15 protein-coding genes are annotated in these 16,817 nt (G+C 37.6%); 3 read left to right on the top strand and 12 right to left on the bottom strand.

The window, feature by feature from the left end; translation table 11 throughout:
- Window positions 1–5 precede the first annotated feature (5 nt).
- Window positions 6–659, top strand: coding sequence for a GDSL-type esterase/lipase family protein (locus ACYT6F_RS18080; RefSeq protein ID WP_472599012.1), 654 nt, complete (start codon window positions 6–8; stop codon window positions 657–659).
- Complete coding sequence (locus ACYT6F_RS18085; protein WP_472599013.1) at window positions 660–1,136, top strand: hypothetical protein; 477 nt, start codon at window positions 660–662, stop codon at window positions 1,134–1,136.
- A 40-nt stretch (window positions 1,137–1,176) separates the two neighbouring features.
- Here ACYT6F_RS18085 and ACYT6F_RS18090 read toward each other — a convergent pair whose 3' ends face one another.
- Window positions 1,177–2,529, bottom strand: a complete 1,353-nt coding sequence (locus tag ACYT6F_RS18090; protein WP_472599014.1) for a DEAD/DEAH box helicase — start codon at window positions 2,527–2,529, stop codon at window positions 1,177–1,179.
- A 69-nt stretch (window positions 2,530–2,598) separates the two neighbouring features.
- On the bottom strand, window positions 2,599–3,213 hold the full coding sequence (locus ACYT6F_RS18095) for an NADPH-dependent F420 reductase (RefSeq protein ID WP_472599015.1): 615 nt from the start codon (window positions 3,211–3,213) through the stop codon (window positions 2,599–2,601).
- 123 nt (window positions 3,214–3,336) lie between these two features.
- Here ACYT6F_RS18095 and ACYT6F_RS18100 point away from each other — a divergent pair, with 123 nt between their 5' ends.
- The gene (locus ACYT6F_RS18100) at window positions 3,337–3,684 is read left to right on the top strand and encodes a winged helix-turn-helix transcriptional regulator (protein WP_472599016.1); all 348 of its coding nucleotides are present in this window, start codon (window positions 3,337–3,339) and stop codon (window positions 3,682–3,684) included.
- A gap of 10 nt (window positions 3,685–3,694) precedes the next feature.
- On the opposite strand, the gene ACYT6F_RS18105 is transcribed toward ACYT6F_RS18100, so the two are convergent.
- The 10 genes from ACYT6F_RS18105 to ACYT6F_RS18150 form a co-directional block, all read right to left on the bottom strand.
- Window positions 3,695–5,344, bottom strand: coding sequence for an ABC1 kinase family protein (locus ACYT6F_RS18105; protein ID WP_472599017.1), 1,650 nt, complete (start codon window positions 5,342–5,344; stop codon window positions 3,695–3,697).
- A 93-nt stretch (window positions 5,345–5,437) separates the two neighbouring features.
- Complete coding sequence (locus tag ACYT6F_RS18110; protein WP_472599018.1) at window positions 5,438–5,770, bottom strand: helix-turn-helix domain-containing protein; 333 nt, start codon at window positions 5,768–5,770, stop codon at window positions 5,438–5,440.
- Window position 5,771: 1 nt separating this feature from the next.
- Window positions 5,772–6,209, bottom strand: a complete 438-nt coding sequence (locus ACYT6F_RS18115; protein WP_472599019.1) for a transposase — start codon at window positions 6,207–6,209, stop codon at window positions 5,772–5,774.
- Window positions 6,210–6,936: 727 nt separating this feature from the next.
- Entirely contained in the window at window positions 6,937–8,436 is a 1,500-nt protein-coding gene (locus tag ACYT6F_RS18120; protein WP_472599020.1) for a nitrilase-related carbon-nitrogen hydrolase, read from the bottom strand.
- A gap of 450 nt (window positions 8,437–8,886) precedes the next feature.
- The gene (guaA, locus tag ACYT6F_RS18125; protein WP_472599021.1) at window positions 8,887–10,416 is read right to left on the bottom strand and encodes a glutamine-hydrolyzing GMP synthase; all 1,530 of its coding nucleotides are present in this window, start codon (window positions 10,414–10,416) and stop codon (window positions 8,887–8,889) included.
- 255 nt (window positions 10,417–10,671) lie between these two features.
- Entirely contained in the window at window positions 10,672–11,910 is a 1,239-nt protein-coding gene (gene purD / locus ACYT6F_RS18130) for a phosphoribosylamine--glycine ligase (RefSeq protein ID WP_472599022.1), read from the bottom strand.
- Between the two features lie 246 nt (window positions 11,911–12,156).
- On the bottom strand, window positions 12,157–13,674 hold the full coding sequence (purH, locus tag ACYT6F_RS18135) for a bifunctional phosphoribosylaminoimidazolecarboxamide formyltransferase/IMP cyclohydrolase (protein WP_472599023.1): 1,518 nt from the start codon (window positions 13,672–13,674) through the stop codon (window positions 12,157–12,159).
- 478 nt (window positions 13,675–14,152) lie between these two features.
- Window positions 14,153–14,719: a phosphoribosylglycinamide formyltransferase gene (purN, locus tag ACYT6F_RS18140; protein WP_472599024.1), complete on the bottom strand. Its 567-nt coding sequence runs from the start codon at window positions 14,717–14,719 to the stop codon at window positions 14,153–14,155.
- Between the two features lie 195 nt (window positions 14,720–14,914).
- On the bottom strand, window positions 14,915–15,907 hold the full coding sequence (gene purM / locus ACYT6F_RS18145) for a phosphoribosylformylglycinamidine cyclo-ligase (RefSeq protein ID WP_472599025.1): 993 nt from the start codon (window positions 15,905–15,907) through the stop codon (window positions 14,915–14,917).
- A 264-nt stretch (window positions 15,908–16,171) separates the two neighbouring features.
- Window positions 16,172–16,723 carry an NADPH-dependent FMN reductase gene (locus ACYT6F_RS18150; protein WP_472599026.1) on the bottom strand — a complete coding sequence of 184 codons (552 nt, stop codon included), beginning with the start codon at window positions 16,721–16,723 and terminating at the stop codon, window positions 16,172–16,174.
- Window positions 16,724–16,817 lie beyond the last annotated feature (94 nt).

Consider the following 16,817-nt stretch of genomic DNA (forward strand, 5'->3'; position numbering starts at 1 on the left):
ATACAATGAAGAAGATGTTATCAGCATTTCTATTGCTGACTTTTGCCCTTTTCTTTTCACAGGAAAAAAAACCGATGTTCTGGCAGGACATAGAGAATTTCAAAAAACAGGATCAGGAAACACCGCCACCAAAAGATGCCATCCTCCTGGTAGGAAGCTCATCGTTTACAAAATGGACCGATGTTGCGGATTATTTTCCCGACAAAACCATCATCAACAGAGGTTTCGGAGGCTCAAGATTAACGGATCTTAATTATTTTGCCGGCGATCTTTTAAATTATCATCCAAAACAGATTATTATTTATTGCGGAGAGAACGATTTTGCGGATGATGACAAACTGAAAGCTGATGTTGTGGTAGAACGCTTCAAAACGTTTTATCAGAAAATAAGAGCTAAATTCCCGAAAATTGAAGTAGATTATATCTCTATCAAATATTCTCCGAGCCGCGAAAAGCTTTGGCCGCAAATGAAAGAAGCCAATAAAAAAATTGCCGCTTTTATGAAAAAACAGCCAAACTCGGAGTTCATCGATATTACAAAGGTAATGCAGGATGCTGAAGGCAATGTAAGAAAAGATCTTTTTGTAGAAGATATGCTTCATATGACGCCGGAGGGTTACAAACTCTGGACTTCCGTAATGAATCCTTACATGAAATAAATGAGAGAATCGGTTAGAAATTTACCGCTTTATCAAAAAGCCGAGGAAATCTACGAAACGTTAAAGATCATTACTGATCTTTTCCCCGAAGATAATGACTATCTGCAACATCTAAAGATGAATCTGCTTGAAGACAGCATGATTATTCAGGCTAAAATATCTGGTGCCGAAGCTGTAAAACTTTATGACATCAAGATGGAGAATGCCGCAATTATCCGTAAAGCAGCAAGAGATATTATGGTAAGCGGAAATAATCTTGAAATGTTTGGGTTTACAGATTCAAAATATTACAAGCTGATCAGAAATCTTATAGAAGAATTCCGCATTTTGTTTGTGGACTGGGTAGCCGGATTTGATCTTAAACATTTTATTGTAGATGATTGGGGATTATTTAATCCTCCGGGAATATCTCACGACTACATTCAGAGTGATGACGAACTCGATTTTCTTGATGAAGATGAAGACAATGATTTTTAATTGATAACAACAAAAAACTCCCGAAAATTCGGGAGTTTTGTTATTTCTTTTTCTTGGATTTTGAAATTGCTTTTTGCTGGGCTCTGTTGGCACCGAATTTTTTCGGGGCTTTTCTCTTGGAAGGGCCTCCCCAGTTTTCCTTCTTATTTTTGTCCTTCTTTTCATGGAATGCTCCTCCTCCTTCATTCAACTTTACCTGAGCAGGATTTTTCATGGATATCACTTCTTCTTCAGAAGCAATTTTCTTAGGATTAATTTTCACCTCTTCAGGGAAGCCGATAAATTTCAGCTCCTTGTCCATCAGTAATTCGATGTCCAGAATCAGCGGTTCCTCCTTTTTGGTAACAAATGTCACTGCTTTTCCGTCTTTATCTGCTCTACCCGTTCTACCGATTCTGTGGATGTACTGCTCCGGAATATCGGGAGTTTCAAAATTGATAACATGGGTAATATCCGAAATATCAAGACCTCTCGCCATAACGTCTGTGGTAATAAGACCTCTTATCTCTTCATTCTCAAAACTCTTCATGGCTTTCAGCCTGTAGTTCTGAGATTTATTGGAATGGATCACATCAAACTGATCAGGGAAAAGCTCATTAATTTTGGTAAAAAGAAGATCTGCGTTTTTCTTGTTATTGTTAAAAATCAATACTTTTGACATATCTTCGTCACGCTTCAATAAATATTCGAGAAGGTTGATCTTCGTATTGAAATTTTCGACTTTATAAGCGGTCTGCTCTATTTTTTCAAGCGGAGTACCTGATTTTGCAAGGGAAATCTCTACCGGACTGGCAAAATACTGGTCTAGCATCTCATCCACGGCATCAGTCATGGTAGCTGAAAAAAGAATGTTCTGTCTCTTCTCTTTCATCATCTCGAAAATATGCGTCAGCTGCGGTCTGAAACCGAGATTCAGCATTTCATCAAACTCATCAATAATCAGCTTCTGAACTTCTTTTAAGGAGATGGCATTATCAATCGCCAGATCCATCACTCTCCCCGGAGTTCCTACGAGAATATCGCAGCCTGCGTCGAACAAAAGTTTCTGCGTATTGATATTTTTACCTCCATAAATTCCGATCACTCTTGCTGTGATATTTTCTGTCAGCTTTTCAATAATTTCCGTTACCTGTACTACGAGCTCCCTTGTGGGTACAAGAATAAGAACCGTAGGATTTCCGTTTTTATTATATTTCCAGGTTTTAAGGACGGGTAAAAGATAGGCCAGTGTTTTTCCTGTACCGGTCTGTGCAATTCCCATCACATCACGCCCTGAGAGTATAGGCTTCAGACTTTTTTCCTGAATAGGTGTAGGCTCGAATAATTCCAGATCTGCTAAAACATCAAGAATTTTAACCGGAAGGTCAAAATCTGCAAAAGTGAGTTTTTCCATTTTGCAAAGATAGGCAATTAATTTTTGGAAATAAATGCTGCTTCCAGGCTTTTAAATATTGATTTCCGGCTATCTGTGAATAATTTTAAATGCGAGATCACGCCCCATTCCCTGCATAATGGCAAGATTGATCCAGGAAAGGGCCAACTTCTCCAGCAATTCTACTTTATCAGATTTCCCAAAATCTATACATGATCCGAACCCACAATCCAAAGCCAGCTGTTTAGCAGCCTCTTTTGCTTTTTCGCTGTCACCTGCCATAAACATATCAATTGCTTCGTCTTGGTATAAAGGATTCAGCATATTTTCAAAACCCGTTGTATTAAAGCATTTTACGACTTCGGCATTTGTTTTATCTGCCAATGCATGGTAAACGGTTTCATACGGTTCCGGAGTTTTCATAATAGCATTGGTGGCATCAATGATTATTTTTCCTGACGCATCGCCTAACTTCTGCAAAATTTCAAAAATGGCTTCCGGAGGAGTAGCAATTAGAATTACTTCACATTGTTTAACTGCATTTTCTATCACTGCGAAGCGGTCTTCTCCAATTTTTGCTGCCAAAGCAATATTCTTTTCACTGAGAGGAAACTGCGCTCCTATCAAAACGTTGTGTCCGGCTTTAATCCATTGCTGAGCCAGTGCTCCGCCTACATTTCCCGAACCGATAATTGCAATATTCATAATTTATTGTTGATTTAGATTATACCGATGATATTATTTCAGATTGACAGGACAAATATAGTTTCCTATTTGGATAAAAATCTATATTGTCTATCTTTGTGAGAAACACACAAAAATGTAAGTATGCCTAATTTTATTTCGGATAATCATCTTTTTCATAATCCTGTTGAGTTTGCATTAAGCAAAATCGGAGGAACCTACAAAATGCCTATTCTCTGGCGTGTAAAAGACAAACCATGGCGTTATACTGAGCTGGCCGTCAGTATTCCGCACATTTCGCACCGTATGCTTTCCAAATGTCTGAAGGAATTGACAGAGGACGGGTTTATCACAAAAGAGATTTTCCCGGAGGTACCGCCGAGAACAGAGTATTCTATCACTGAAAGAGGTAAAAAAGCTTCCGAAATTGTTGCCATCCTAAGAAATTACGGAATGGAACTCATGCAGGATTACGGAATTAAATCACATTAAGAAAAACTTGTTATTTCCTGGTAATTCTCAGCAGAATAATAATCGTCAATATTACCGAAAATACAAATCCGAGAACGGCCACCAGAGACATTTCCCCGATTTTAGGACCAGATTCAGAAACAAAGACAATTGCTGTAGCAATGATGTTTGCACCGAGTATCATTGTAAGAATGAGATTAACAACACTTGATTTTATTAACTGGTTGGTTTTCTCAATATTTTTAATTTCGCTGGTAACGGTGAATTTATTTTCATCGAGCTTCTGCAGCACGGAACGTAATTCTTTCGGGATTTCATCTACATTATCTGTAAAGGTCATCATTTTATCCATTCCGGTTTTGAAAATATTCTGCGGGCTGATCTTTTTAGCGAATATTTTTTTCGTGTAAGGATGCAGGCTTTTCACCACATCGAGGTCAGGATTAATGGTGCGCCCTACCCCTTCAATCAATCCTATCCCTTTGAAGAGCAGATAGAAATAGTCCGGCATATAGAGTCGGTTATCCTTTAATACATCTTTCATCTTGTTCATGACCGCATGAGGATCTATTTCTTTGAGAGAGGTACTGTGAACAAAATCAAGAATATCTTCTACATCCCCTTCAAACCTTCTTTCATCCGGGATCTGGTAGCTTACTGCCATTTTTTTGAGGTAACGAACGATTTTATGCGGATTTTTTGCAACAAAACTCACAATGAGATCTTCCAGGATTTCTTTATCATTCGGAGGGATTTTACCTACCGCACCAAAATCTATGAAAACAACTTTCCCGTCTTTTTTCACCAGAATATTCCCTGCGTGGGGGTCTGCATGAAAAAAGCCGTAGTCGAGAATCTGCGAAACAAAAAGCCGTAATCCTGCTTCAGATACATGAACGGGATTTATAGAATTGGCCAGAAGGGCTGCCTTGTCTGTTACTTTGATTCCATCTACAAACTCCATACAAAGGATATTGTTGTTGGAAAATTCTTCATAAACCTGAGGAACGTAAGTTTCTTTGCTGTTTTTAAAATTTCTCCTGAACTGAAGAATATTTTCTTTTTCATTGATTAAGGAAACCTCCTCCAGCAGCGATTTTTCAAAAGTGGAAATGGCCTGCTTCAGATTAAGCTTTTCGCCGATTTCAGAATAGGATGAAATAAGTTTTTCGAGATCCTTGATCAACAGAAGGTCATCTTCAATGATTTTCTGCACATCCGGTTTCTTTATTTTGAGGATAACCTGTGTCCCGTCTGTAAGTACAGCTTTGTACACCTGTGCAATAGAAGCTGTTGCCAGAGGTTCCTGCTGAATTTCAGAAAAGTGTTCCGACACCGTAATATGACATTCATTTTCAAGAATTTCTTCAACATTCATCTGTATTTTATCTACTTTATCCTGCAGTTTCTGCAGCTCCTGAATAAGCTCAGGAGGAAGAAGGTCTTCCCTGTTGCTGAATGTCTGGCCCAGCTTCACAAAAGTAGGTCCCAGCTCCTCCAAAGCCAGCCGTATTCTTTCGTAAACAGTTCCTTTTGAAATAATTTCTTCGGGGTCTGAAGAAATCTCAGCCTGTTTATTTCCGACATTCATCCTTGCCAGAAGATCTTTGAACCCGTATTTACTTAATACGGAAATCAGTTTTGCAGATCTTTTCAGTTTTCGCTGTTGCTTATCGAACATAATTTATAAAAGTAATAAAAAACAAGCCGTAAACGTTCAAAAATTATTCCTAACGGCAAAACAGCTTTACCAAAGACCGAAGTAAATAATTATTTATACGACAAAAAGTTTTTTCCACCTTGAAACAGTGTTGCGGCTCAGTTTGTAATGCAAAGCCAACTTGGTATTGTTGAGCCCGTGCTCTTTTTGAAATTCAAGAATCTTAATAATAGTAGACTTGCTGTACGACCGGTGCTGCTGATTGGATTTGATAATATCCTGTGAAACAGGCGTAAATATGATATTATTAATAGCAATAACATCCAGCTCCGTAAGGGTCTTTTTGCTTAAAATTTTATTACATTGTTCTTTCTTTTCAGGAAATTTCTTTTGCAGGATATCTGTATATATTTTTTTAAAGTCTGGTTGAGATATATTTTTTTTCATGTTATCCGTTATTAATATTACCGTATTTTTTGGTCCATCTGTGCAGCGTAGATTTCGGGATTCTGTACTCATTCACAATCTGCGGCATTGTTTTTTCCTGAGTTTCTATAAGTTCAACGATAAAGTCGATAACTTCCCTTGTATAGATACTTTTGCGGAAGTTGGGAAGCAGTGATTTTTTTTCTGTCTGTTTATCTACTTTGGAAGGCGGTGCATACAGAATAAGATGTTGAGAATATATCCTGAAAAAATCGTATTCCAAGAGTTTGCTCCATCTCATGAGAGTGTCGCTGTCTAAACTTTTGGACTGATACATTTCTTCTACTTTGTCTTTTGTCGTTTTCAGGAACTTACAGATTCTTTCGATATCGGTTCCTGTATCTGCCACACGGGTCTGTATGATACTTCCTATGTGTATTTCTTTGTAGTCAAATTTCATCCTTTTAGTATTATATGTGAAAATAAAAATGGTGTTTAATCGTTTTGGCTGAATAAAAATTCTCTATCCCTGATAGAAAAGGTGAGATAATAACACTATGTAAAATACCAGAAACTAAAACTTTGCAATCTTTGTGCAATGTATTATTCATTACCAGATAATTTATTGTGTTTACATTTATTAATAGGGAGCTATACTATTATGATCCTTCAGCAAAATAAAATCAATTTCAGCAGCTTGTATTTTTAAGAATTGAGGGAATTGTAAGACGGTATAAAATCTTTGACCGTTGTATAAAGATTTATTAAGGCCCGGTTTTTTCATGAATATTCTCTGGTTCTGGTTGTCAGGTTAAAGTTTTTGGTGTAATATTAGTTTTATTTAATCTAAACTATTTCTACAAATTTAGCTAAAACAAAACATAAATACAATATATTTAAAGCATTTACATTTAAATATTAATATTTAAGTAATATATTAATTTATACAATTTTATCGTATTATTATTTACAAACATTTTACACTTTATTTACCGAACGTTTATCCCTTTACTTTATTATCTATTCAGGTAATATTGGATGATTATTATTATGTTCGTCATACATTTATTAAAAAGTTTAACGGCAATATGATGTACGAGCAGAATTTATTTTAAATAACCGGCAAAAAAAAAACACCTCTTCTTTAGAGGTGCAGTATTATTCAATTTGCAAAATAACGACGCCTATTATTTGAGATAGGTTTCATAAAGATCTTTCCTCCGGTCCTTCATAACCTGTACGGAGCCATGGTGATGGAGATCTTTAAGGAGATTTAAATCTACATCTACAATCAGGGTCATTTCTGTATTGGGTGTAGCTTCTCCTTTAACCGCGTTTGAAGGAAAGGCAAAATCCGATGGGGTAAAAACGGCTGCCTGCCCAAACTGAATATCCATATTGTTAACGCCAGGAAGATTTCCTACACAGCCTGCAATAGCAACATAGCATTCATTTTCAATAGCTCTTGCTGCTGCACAATGCCGAACTCTCATATACGCGTTCTGCGTATCTGTAAGATACGGTACAAAAAGAATTTTCATCCCCTGATCTGCCAAAATTCTCGGCAGTTCAGGAAATTCAACATCATAGCAAATTACGAGTCCTATTTTTCCGCAGTCGGTATCAAAAACCCTGATTTCGCTTCCGCCTTTCATTCCGTAGTATTTTTTCTCGTTGGGCGTGATGTGAATTTTCCTGTATTCATCTACTCTTCCGTCCCTGTGAAGCAGATAACTTACATTGTACAGATCATTATTTTCAAACACCGGCATACTACCGGAAATGATATTGACATTATAACTGATCGCCAAATCCGATATTTTCATCTTGATTTCGTCGGTTAATTTTGCCAGTTCGATCATGCTGTCTCTTTCGGAAAGTTTATTGAAAGGAGCCAGCAAAGGTGTATTGAACAATTCCGGAAAGAGGACGAAATCTGCTTTGTAATCTCCCATTACGTCTACAAAAAACTCAACCTGTTCGTAAAAAGCATCAATATCCTTAAAATGTCTCATCTGCCACTGAACCAGCCCCAAACGAATGATGCTATCCTGCATCGTATTAGGCTTTTTGCTGTAGTAAATATTGTTCCACTGCAGCAAAACGGCATTTTCTTTTGAGGATTCATCTTCAGGAAGGTATTTTTTCAGGACCCGGATCGGCAGAAAATTATTGGAAAGCTGAAAGGATAATACCGGATCATAAATTTCCTTATCCCGAACCCTCCTGATGTATTCTCTTGGTGAAAGCTCGCTGTGTTTATGGTAATTGGGGATCCTGCCTCCTAAAATAATCGACCGTAAATTGAGCAGCTCACAAAGTTCTTTCCGGGCATCGTACAATCTTCTTCCGAGCCGGAGTTCCCGAAACTCGGGATCAACAAAAACTTCGATTCCATAGAGCACATTTCCTGTGGAAGTATGGGTATTAAAGGTGTAATTTCCTGTAATATCGCTGTAGGTATGGTCGTCACCAAATTCATCATAGTTTACAATTATAGAAAGTGCTACGGCAGCGAGTTTTCCGTCAACGGTAATGCAGATCTGTCCCCGAGGAAATATTCTGGTTAATTTTTCGATGCTTTTTTTGGACCAGACATATTCGGACATTTGGGGATAAGCCCTCCTCATGGTCTCGACAAGCCCCGGATAATCTTCGACCGTTAATGGTCTTGTTTCAATTTGCATTTGATATAATTTTATTTAAATTTAGGGAAAAACTGAGACTTATTTATAATACATGAGTTTTTTAACCGCAAAAGACATAAAAGATTTTGTTTTGATTTAAGTTGAGCGTTGAATACGAAAGCTAACAACAGGTTAATTACATAATACCTTGTTAGTTCACCACACCCTTTGTCTCCCTGAACCGTCTATACATAGCTTTTCAGAATCACGTTGCCGAGAGCCTTCCAGGATAACAAACTGAGCGGTAATTTTATGTTGATTGTAAAAATAGAAAGGACGACTACGATCTTAGCCCTGATTGCAACGGCATCCTTTTTCTGAATTGGCTTGAAAAAAGCATTGGAGAAAAAGATATAGTGGAAAGCAGGAAATAGCTTCAAATAAAATTAAACAAATTAATAAATAAAAATCCCGCCCAAAGGCAGGATTATATCTAAAATTCGGGTCAAATTATTCCCACTCAATTGTTGCGGGCGGTTTGCTTGAAATATCGTACGCTACCCTGTTGATTCCTCTTACTTCATTGATGATCCTACTTGAAACCGTATCCAAAAATTCGTACGGAAGCCTGCTCCAGGTTGCGGTCATGAAATCGATGGTGTTGGCAGAACGAACCACTGCTGTGTATTCATAGGTTCTTTCATCACCCATTACCCCAACAGATTTTACCGGTAACAGTACCACGAAAGCCTGAGAAACTTTTTCATACAAATCGTTTTTATACAATTCCTCAATGAAAATATCATCTGCTTCCTGAAGAATTCTCACTTTTTCGGTGTCAACCGCTCCTAATATTCTGATTCCTAAACCTGGACCAGGAAATGGATGTCTATGAACCAAATGATGTGGAATTCCCAGTTCTTCACCTACTTTTCTTACTTCATCCTTGAATAATTCTCTCAAAGGCTCCAGCAATTCAAATTCCATTTCTTCAGGAAGGCCGCCCACATTATGGTGAGACTTGATTACGGCTGAAGGGCCGTTTACCGACTGGCTTTCAATAACATCGGGGTAAATCGTTCCCTGCGCTAAGAATTTAGCCCCTTCAATTTTATGGGATTCTTCGTCAAAAACATGGATAAACTCATTCCCGATAATCTTTCTTTTTGCTTCAGGGTCATCAATTCCGGCCAATTTAGATAAAAATCTTTCGGAAGCATCCACTAATTTGATGTTCATATGGAAATGCTCTCCGTAATTGTCCATTACTTTCTTGCCTTCATCTTTTCTCAACAATCCTGTATCTACAAAGATACACGTCAGCTGATCACCGATTGCACGGTGAATCAATACCGCTGCTACAGAAGAATCTACTCCTCCGGAAAGTCCGAGAATTACCTTTTGATCTCCCACTCTTTCACGGATTTCCTCAACTGTTTTTTCGATATAGTTGGTCAGTTTCCAGTTTTTCTCTGCATTACAGATTCCGAATACGAAATTCTCCAACATTTTTCCGCCTTCTTCGGTATGGGAAACTTCCGGGTGAAACTGCACGCAATAGATTTTCTTATCTTCATTCGCCATGGAAGCAATTACGCCTGATTCAGCATTTAATTCAAAACCTGGAGGTAATTGTCCTACTTCATCAAAGTGGCTCATCCAAACGATAGAATTATTGGTTACACCTTTCAGTAAAGAACTTTCTTTTATAATTTCCAGATGTGCTTTTCCGTACTCTCCTTTTACGCCTTTATGAACCTTCCCACCTAAAAGGTGCGCCGTTAGCTGCATTCCGTAGCAAATCCCTAAAACAGGAACTCCCTGCTCATACAGTTCTTTTTGAACAAGATGGGCATTTTCAGCATTTACAGAACTTGGTCCACCGGAAAGGATGATTCCTTTCGGCTGTTTTTCTAATATGGTTTCTAAGGGTGTATTGAATGGTAAAATTTCAGAATACACTCCCATTTCACGGATTCTTCTTCCGATAAGCTGGTTGTACTGTGATCCGAAATCTAAAATGATAATACCGTTGTTCATTTTTTATAATTGATAAATGATGATTGATAAATGATTAATATGATTGATTAAATATTCAATTACATTATTTTCGGTTATCCGGGTTATACCGGAGCTATTGTGTTTAGCCCTTTCAGGGCTCAACCTGAACCTTTTAAATTGTATTAATCAGGTTTTATCATACTTTAACTCAGGATGACCTAATTCAATTTTATTGATAAAACCTTTACAAAAAAAGACCTGGATTGCTCCAAATCTTTTTTCGTGATTTATTTTTTAAAACTTTCCGATGTCTTCTCTGTAGAAGCCGTAATCGAAATGTACATGGCTTGCGTCTTCGTATACTTTTTTGCGGGCATCTTCGTAAGTTGCTCCTGTACCTACGATATTGAGTACTCTTCCACCGTTTGAAACCACTTTGTCACCTTTTCTTACGGCACCTGCATATAAAAGTTTGCTGTATTTCAGCTTTTCTTCGCCTACAATTTCGAAACCTGTTTCGATGTTTCTCGGATATCCTCCCGAACACATAACAAGACAAACGGCTTTTTCGTCTTTAAATTTAAGCTCAATGTCTTTTCCTTCCATACAATCCTGGATTACATCAAGAAGATTGTTTTCCATCAAAGCCATCAACACCTGAGTTTCAGGATCTCCAAATCTCATGTTGTATTCTAAAAGGTAGGTTCCGTTTTTGGTAACCATCAATCCAAAGAAAATAATTCCTTTGAAACCGAAACCTTCTGCTTTAAGACCTTTTAAAGTAGGTTCAAGGATATTTTTTTCAAAGTCAGCATAATGTTCCTGGGTAAATTCAGGGCTTGGAGCCACCGTTCCCATACCGCCGGTATTCGGTCCTGTATCTCCGTTTCCTGCTTTTTTGTAATCTTTCGCCGCAATACAAGGGAATAATTTTTCGCCGTTTGAGAATGCGATGATTGAAGCTTCAAAACCTTCCAGATATTCTTCGATAACTAAACGGATCCCTGCATCTCCATACACTCTTCTGATCATGAAGTCATGAATGGTTGCTTCTGCTTCTTCCTGTGTATCGCAGATTACAACACCTTTTCCTCCTGCAAGACCACTTGCTTTGATCACTAACGGATACTGCTGGGTCTGAACATATTCTTTAGCTTCGTTATATGAATCAAATACTACGGCTTTTGCTGTTTTGATATCATAGGTCTGCATAAATTTTTTCGAGAAAGCCTTGCTTCCTTCAAGACTTGCCACTTTCTGGTTAGGACCAAAAACTTTAAGATCGTGCTTTTTGAATTCGTCCTTCAGTCCTGCCACAAGAGGAGCTTCAGGGCCAACGATCGTTAAATCGATCTTTTCTTTGATGGCAAAATCTCTAAGTTCTTTAATCTCTGATAAATGAACATTTTTTCCTATCACATCAGTGGTAGCGTTTCCGTTGGCAAAAAACATCTTGGAAATTCTTGAATCGTTCTGAAGTTTTGCTGCCAAAGCAGATTCTCTTCCACCTTCACCTATGATTAATATTCTCATACTTTATTTAATTATCTAGTCTAATTTTACAAATATATAATTTTGAATGCTATAAATACAATCTCAAAATATAATTTCCGGATGTATGCATTTAATCTCAATAAAAATTTTAACGCAAAGTCCGCTAAGATATCTTTAATAACTGACTGCTTTTTAAGTTCGCAAAGGCGTTAACACTTAGCAAAGACCGGAAAGCAATCTATCCTAAATTACAGATTTTCATCTATAATTTTAATTTAATTTTAATTAATGTAAAAAGTGTCTGATTCCGGTAAACATCATTGGGATGTTATGTTCATTAGCAGCATCAATACTGTCCTGATCTTTTACACTTCCTCCCGGCTGAATGATTGCCGTAATACCCTCCTGAGCGCAGAAATCTACGACATCACGGAACGGGAAAAACGCATCGGAAGCCAATACCAAGTCGCCGGAGAATTTCTCTTTTGCTCTTTCGATTGCCTGTTGGGTTGCCCAGATTCTGTTTACCTGTCCGCCACCGATTCCAAAGGCCTGAATTCCGTTGGATACTACAATTGCGTTTGATTTTACATATTTTACTACTCTCTGGGAGAATAATAATGCTTTTTTCTGCTCTTCGGTAGGCTGGGTTTCAGTAACGACTTTGATGTCTTCAGAGAAGATGCTGTCGTTATCCTGAACAAGGATACCTCCGTCAATCTTCACCCAGGTCTGTTTGTCAGAAACAGGGTTTACGATTTTTATAATTCTCAGATTTTTTTTCTTTCTTAAAATTTCTAAAGCTTCCTCATCAAATTCGGGAGCCATAACGATTTCAAGGAACGTTTTGTTTAATTCTTCAGCTGTTGCCGCATCGATTTTATAGTTCATTGCAACAATTCCGCCAAAAATGGAGACAGGATCACATTCAAAAGTTTTCTGATATGTTTCCAGCGCCGAAGTTCCGATCGCCACTCCGCAAGGTGTGGAATGCTTCACGGCACAACAGGCCATTTCTTCTTTAAATTCGGTAACCACTTTCCAGCAAAGATCCATATCACGAAGGTTATTGAAAGATAATTCTTTACCTCCTAATTGTTGGAAATCTTTCATTGCTCCGTTCTCAAAAGTAGAAACGTAGTATGCTGCCGTCTGATGCGGGTTTTCACCATATCTAAGGTCAGAAACTTTTTTATAAGAGGCATTCAGATAGGTAGGATATTCTTCATCTAAAAGCATTCTTGAAATTGCTGCATCATAAGCCGAAGTAAGGTTGAATACTTTTCCTGCAAGCTTTTTACGGGTTTCGATATAGGTATCGCCGTTTTGCTCCATTTCAATTTTTACCACCGCATAATCTTCAACATCTGTAATTACCGTAACGGAATCAAAATTTTTAGCGGCAGAACGAAGCATTGAAGGGCCTCCGATATCGATAAATTCTACCTTTTCGTGAAGAGAAATGTCTTTGTTAACATTTTCGAAGAAAGGATAAAGATTTACAATGACCATGTCAATAAGTCCTATCCCATGTTCCTGAACGGTATTCATGTGCTCTTCGTTGGAACGAACCGCGAGCAATCCGCCGTGAACCTTCGGGTGCAATGTTTTTACTCTTCCGTCCAGCATCTCTGGAAAATCGGTAACTTCATCAATCTGAATCGGATTTAAACCAGCATCTTTCAAATGTTTGAATGTCCCTCCTGTAGAAATCAATTCATAATTTTGGGCTTCCAAAAACTGCGCGAATTCGGTCAATCCGCTTTTGTCAGAAACACTGATTAAAACTCTTTTTTTGCTCATTTTACTTTCGATTTTTTGCTTTTTTGACAGATTTCATCCTGCCCATGATGTAAAACGTTCTTTTTAACAGGATTCTCATTTTACAATTTAAAAGGACTTTCGTCCTATCCTGATATAGATCGTCCCTTCGGGACTCTCTATAAGAACTTTATTTTCAATTTACTTTTTACAGCTATTTCAAACTGTAGACCGGGTCTTTCACCTCCGATCTTATTTATTTTTACTTAGATTTTTCTTGTTTTTTCGAAATAATAAAATCTAATGTGTTTTGTTTATTTTTTTAACGCAAAGGACGCTAAGTTTTTTTTATTTCTTGCTGAATATTTTTCATTCGCAAAGACGTTTCACTCAGCAAAGGGTTGATGTTATTTAATAATTTTATCTTTTTTACCACCCGTCAAAAATTCTTTGAATTTTTGCCACCCCTCCAGAAGAGGGGAATTTTTTGTATCCCTAATAATTAATGTCTAATTACAGTTTAATTATTATTTAATACTTTATTTATCGCTATCGGGAAAATTTCATACTCAATCTGATGAACTTTTTCCGCAACGGTTTCGGGAGTATCGTCTTCCGTAATTTCAAACGACTTCTGCAGAATCGCTTCTCCTTCATCAATTCCTGAGGTTACAAAATGTACGGTGGCTCCGCTTTCTTTTTCTTTAGCTTCAATCACAGCATGATGAACATGGTGTCCCCACATTCCCTTACCGCCGAATTTCGGAAGCAGCGCCGGATGAATATTGATTATTTTCCCGTTCCATTTTTCGCAGAACTCAGGTTTCAGAATGGATAAAAATCCGGCTAAAACGATTAAGTCTGTATTTTCAGGAATTACTTCAGCCAATTCGCTGCTGAAATTTTTCCCTCTCGGAATCAAGGTATTCTCTATGTTATGTTTTTTTGCTCTTTCCAGTCCGTAACATTCTCTGTCGGCAACAACCAGAGATACTTTTGCATTCCGGATTTCTCCGTTATCAACAGTATCAATAATTCTCTGAAGATTGGTTCCTGAACCTGAAATGAGTATAACTAAGTTTTTCATTTTATTTTGAGAGGCTGTTATTAAGTAGCCCCGATTGCAGCGGCATCCTTTTTCTGAAATGGCTTTTTAAAAAAGCGGCGGCGAAAAAGATATAGCGGAAAGCGGGATTAAGCTCCTAAAATTAATTTAATGTAGCAATCTATCATTCTAACAATATTTCAAATTGGTAAACTGTTGCATTGCTATATTGTTACATTAAAATGACAGATTTATTTTTTCGCTTCCTTCCGTAATTTCTCCGATTTCGTAAGCATCATCCAAAAGGTGCAGTACTTTTTCTGCGTGTTCCGCATCCACTACAACGATCATTCCTACTCCCATATTGAAGGTTCCGAACATTTCTTCACGGGCTACGCCACCTCTTTTTTCCAATTCCAGCATAATACTTGGGATCTGGATTTTTGAAGCATCAATGGAAGCACATAGTCCTTCACCGATAATTCTCGGGATGTTTTCGTATAAACCACCACCTGTAATGTGGGCGATACCTGCTGCCTGAACTTCTTCAAGGATTTTATGAATATCTTTATAATATAATCTTGTAGGAACCAAAAGCGTTTCGTACAAAGGTTTTCCTTCGAATTCTTCGTTGAAATCAGGGAATACTTTTCTTACGAGAGAGAATCCGTTTGAATGGAATCCCGAGCTTGGCAATGCGATGATTTTATCGCCGGCTTTGATTTTTGAGCCGTCAATAATCTGATCTTTTTCTACAATTCCTACGCAGAATCCTGCAACGTCATAGTCTCCCGGCTGATACATTCCCGGCATTTCGGCAGTTTCTCCGCCAATTAACGCACAGTTGTTATCTTTACAGGCTTCTACCATTCCTAAAACAATTTCTGCAGCAATTTCGGAATCAAGTTTTCCGCAAGCCAGATAATCGAGGAAGAATAAAGGTTTTGCGCCATGACACAGAATATCGTTAGCACACATTGCAAAACAGTCTACTCCTATCGAGTCGTATTTTTTTGAGTCTAAAGCTACTTTAAGTTTTGTTCCTACACCGTCGGTTCCTGAAACGAGAACAGGATTTTTGTAACCTCCGATTTCATAGAAAGCCCCAAAGCTTCCCAAATGATTCAATACATTGGAATTGTGAGTTTCGCCCACAGCTTTTTTGATTTTGTCAACGGTTTTGTACCCTTCTTCTTTGTCTACTCCTGCGGATTTGTAAGTGTTGCTCATATTATTAATGTAACAGTGTATCAGTTTAACAATTTAACAATTTAATCGTTAATGGCTAAATTGGCACAATTTATTTCTATGTTTTAGTTCTAATTCCGAAAATAAAAAAGCCGACAATCTTAGTAGATTATCGGCCGATGTTTTATCTGATTATTTCAGAGCCCACAACATTCCCTTTCTTGGAGAAACATTCTTTAAAAGTGGTCTGAATATTCATCTTTTTTTCTTTTTGCAAAGATATTAATTTTAAATTAATATTCAAATCTATTTTTCAAGGATAATTTCTACTGCCGAAAGTTTTGCAGTTTTTTCCTTCAATTCGTTGTCTTTCTCTTCATTAGAAATTTTCTGAGCCGATTTGTCAAAATTATCATTGAAGAAAGGCAGGGTAAAAGTGTCTACAATATTTCCTCCGTGAAGCGGGAAACGCTTGGTTGCTGCTTCTAAAACACCCAATCCGCCTCTGGCTCCGGGAGCTGTCGCCATCAACAGCATCGGTTTTTCGTTCCACACGGCTCTGTCTTTGATTCTGGAGGTCCAGTCGAATACATTTTTAAATGCAGAAGAATAAGTTCCGTTATGTTCAGATAAAGAAACAACAAGTACATCTGCCGCATCGATTTTAGCTGCAAAATTCTTTGCTTCCTGAGGAACTCCGCTTTCCACTTCGCGCTGGTGCTTGTAGACCGGCATTTCAAATTCATTCATGTCTACCACTTCCACTTCTGCATTCTGAATAAGTGAAGCTGCATAGGTTACTAAAAGCTTATTGATCGATGTATCGGAATTGCTTCCGGCTATTGCTAAAATTTTCATTGTTTTTGTATCTAATTTAAAGTATTTTTTATTATTTTGACCGACTAAATTTTGATTAACCACCCCTCAAAAATTCATTCTGAATTTTCGCCAC

It is taken from the genome of Chryseobacterium sp. NG-CE01, from assembly GCF_055695505.1.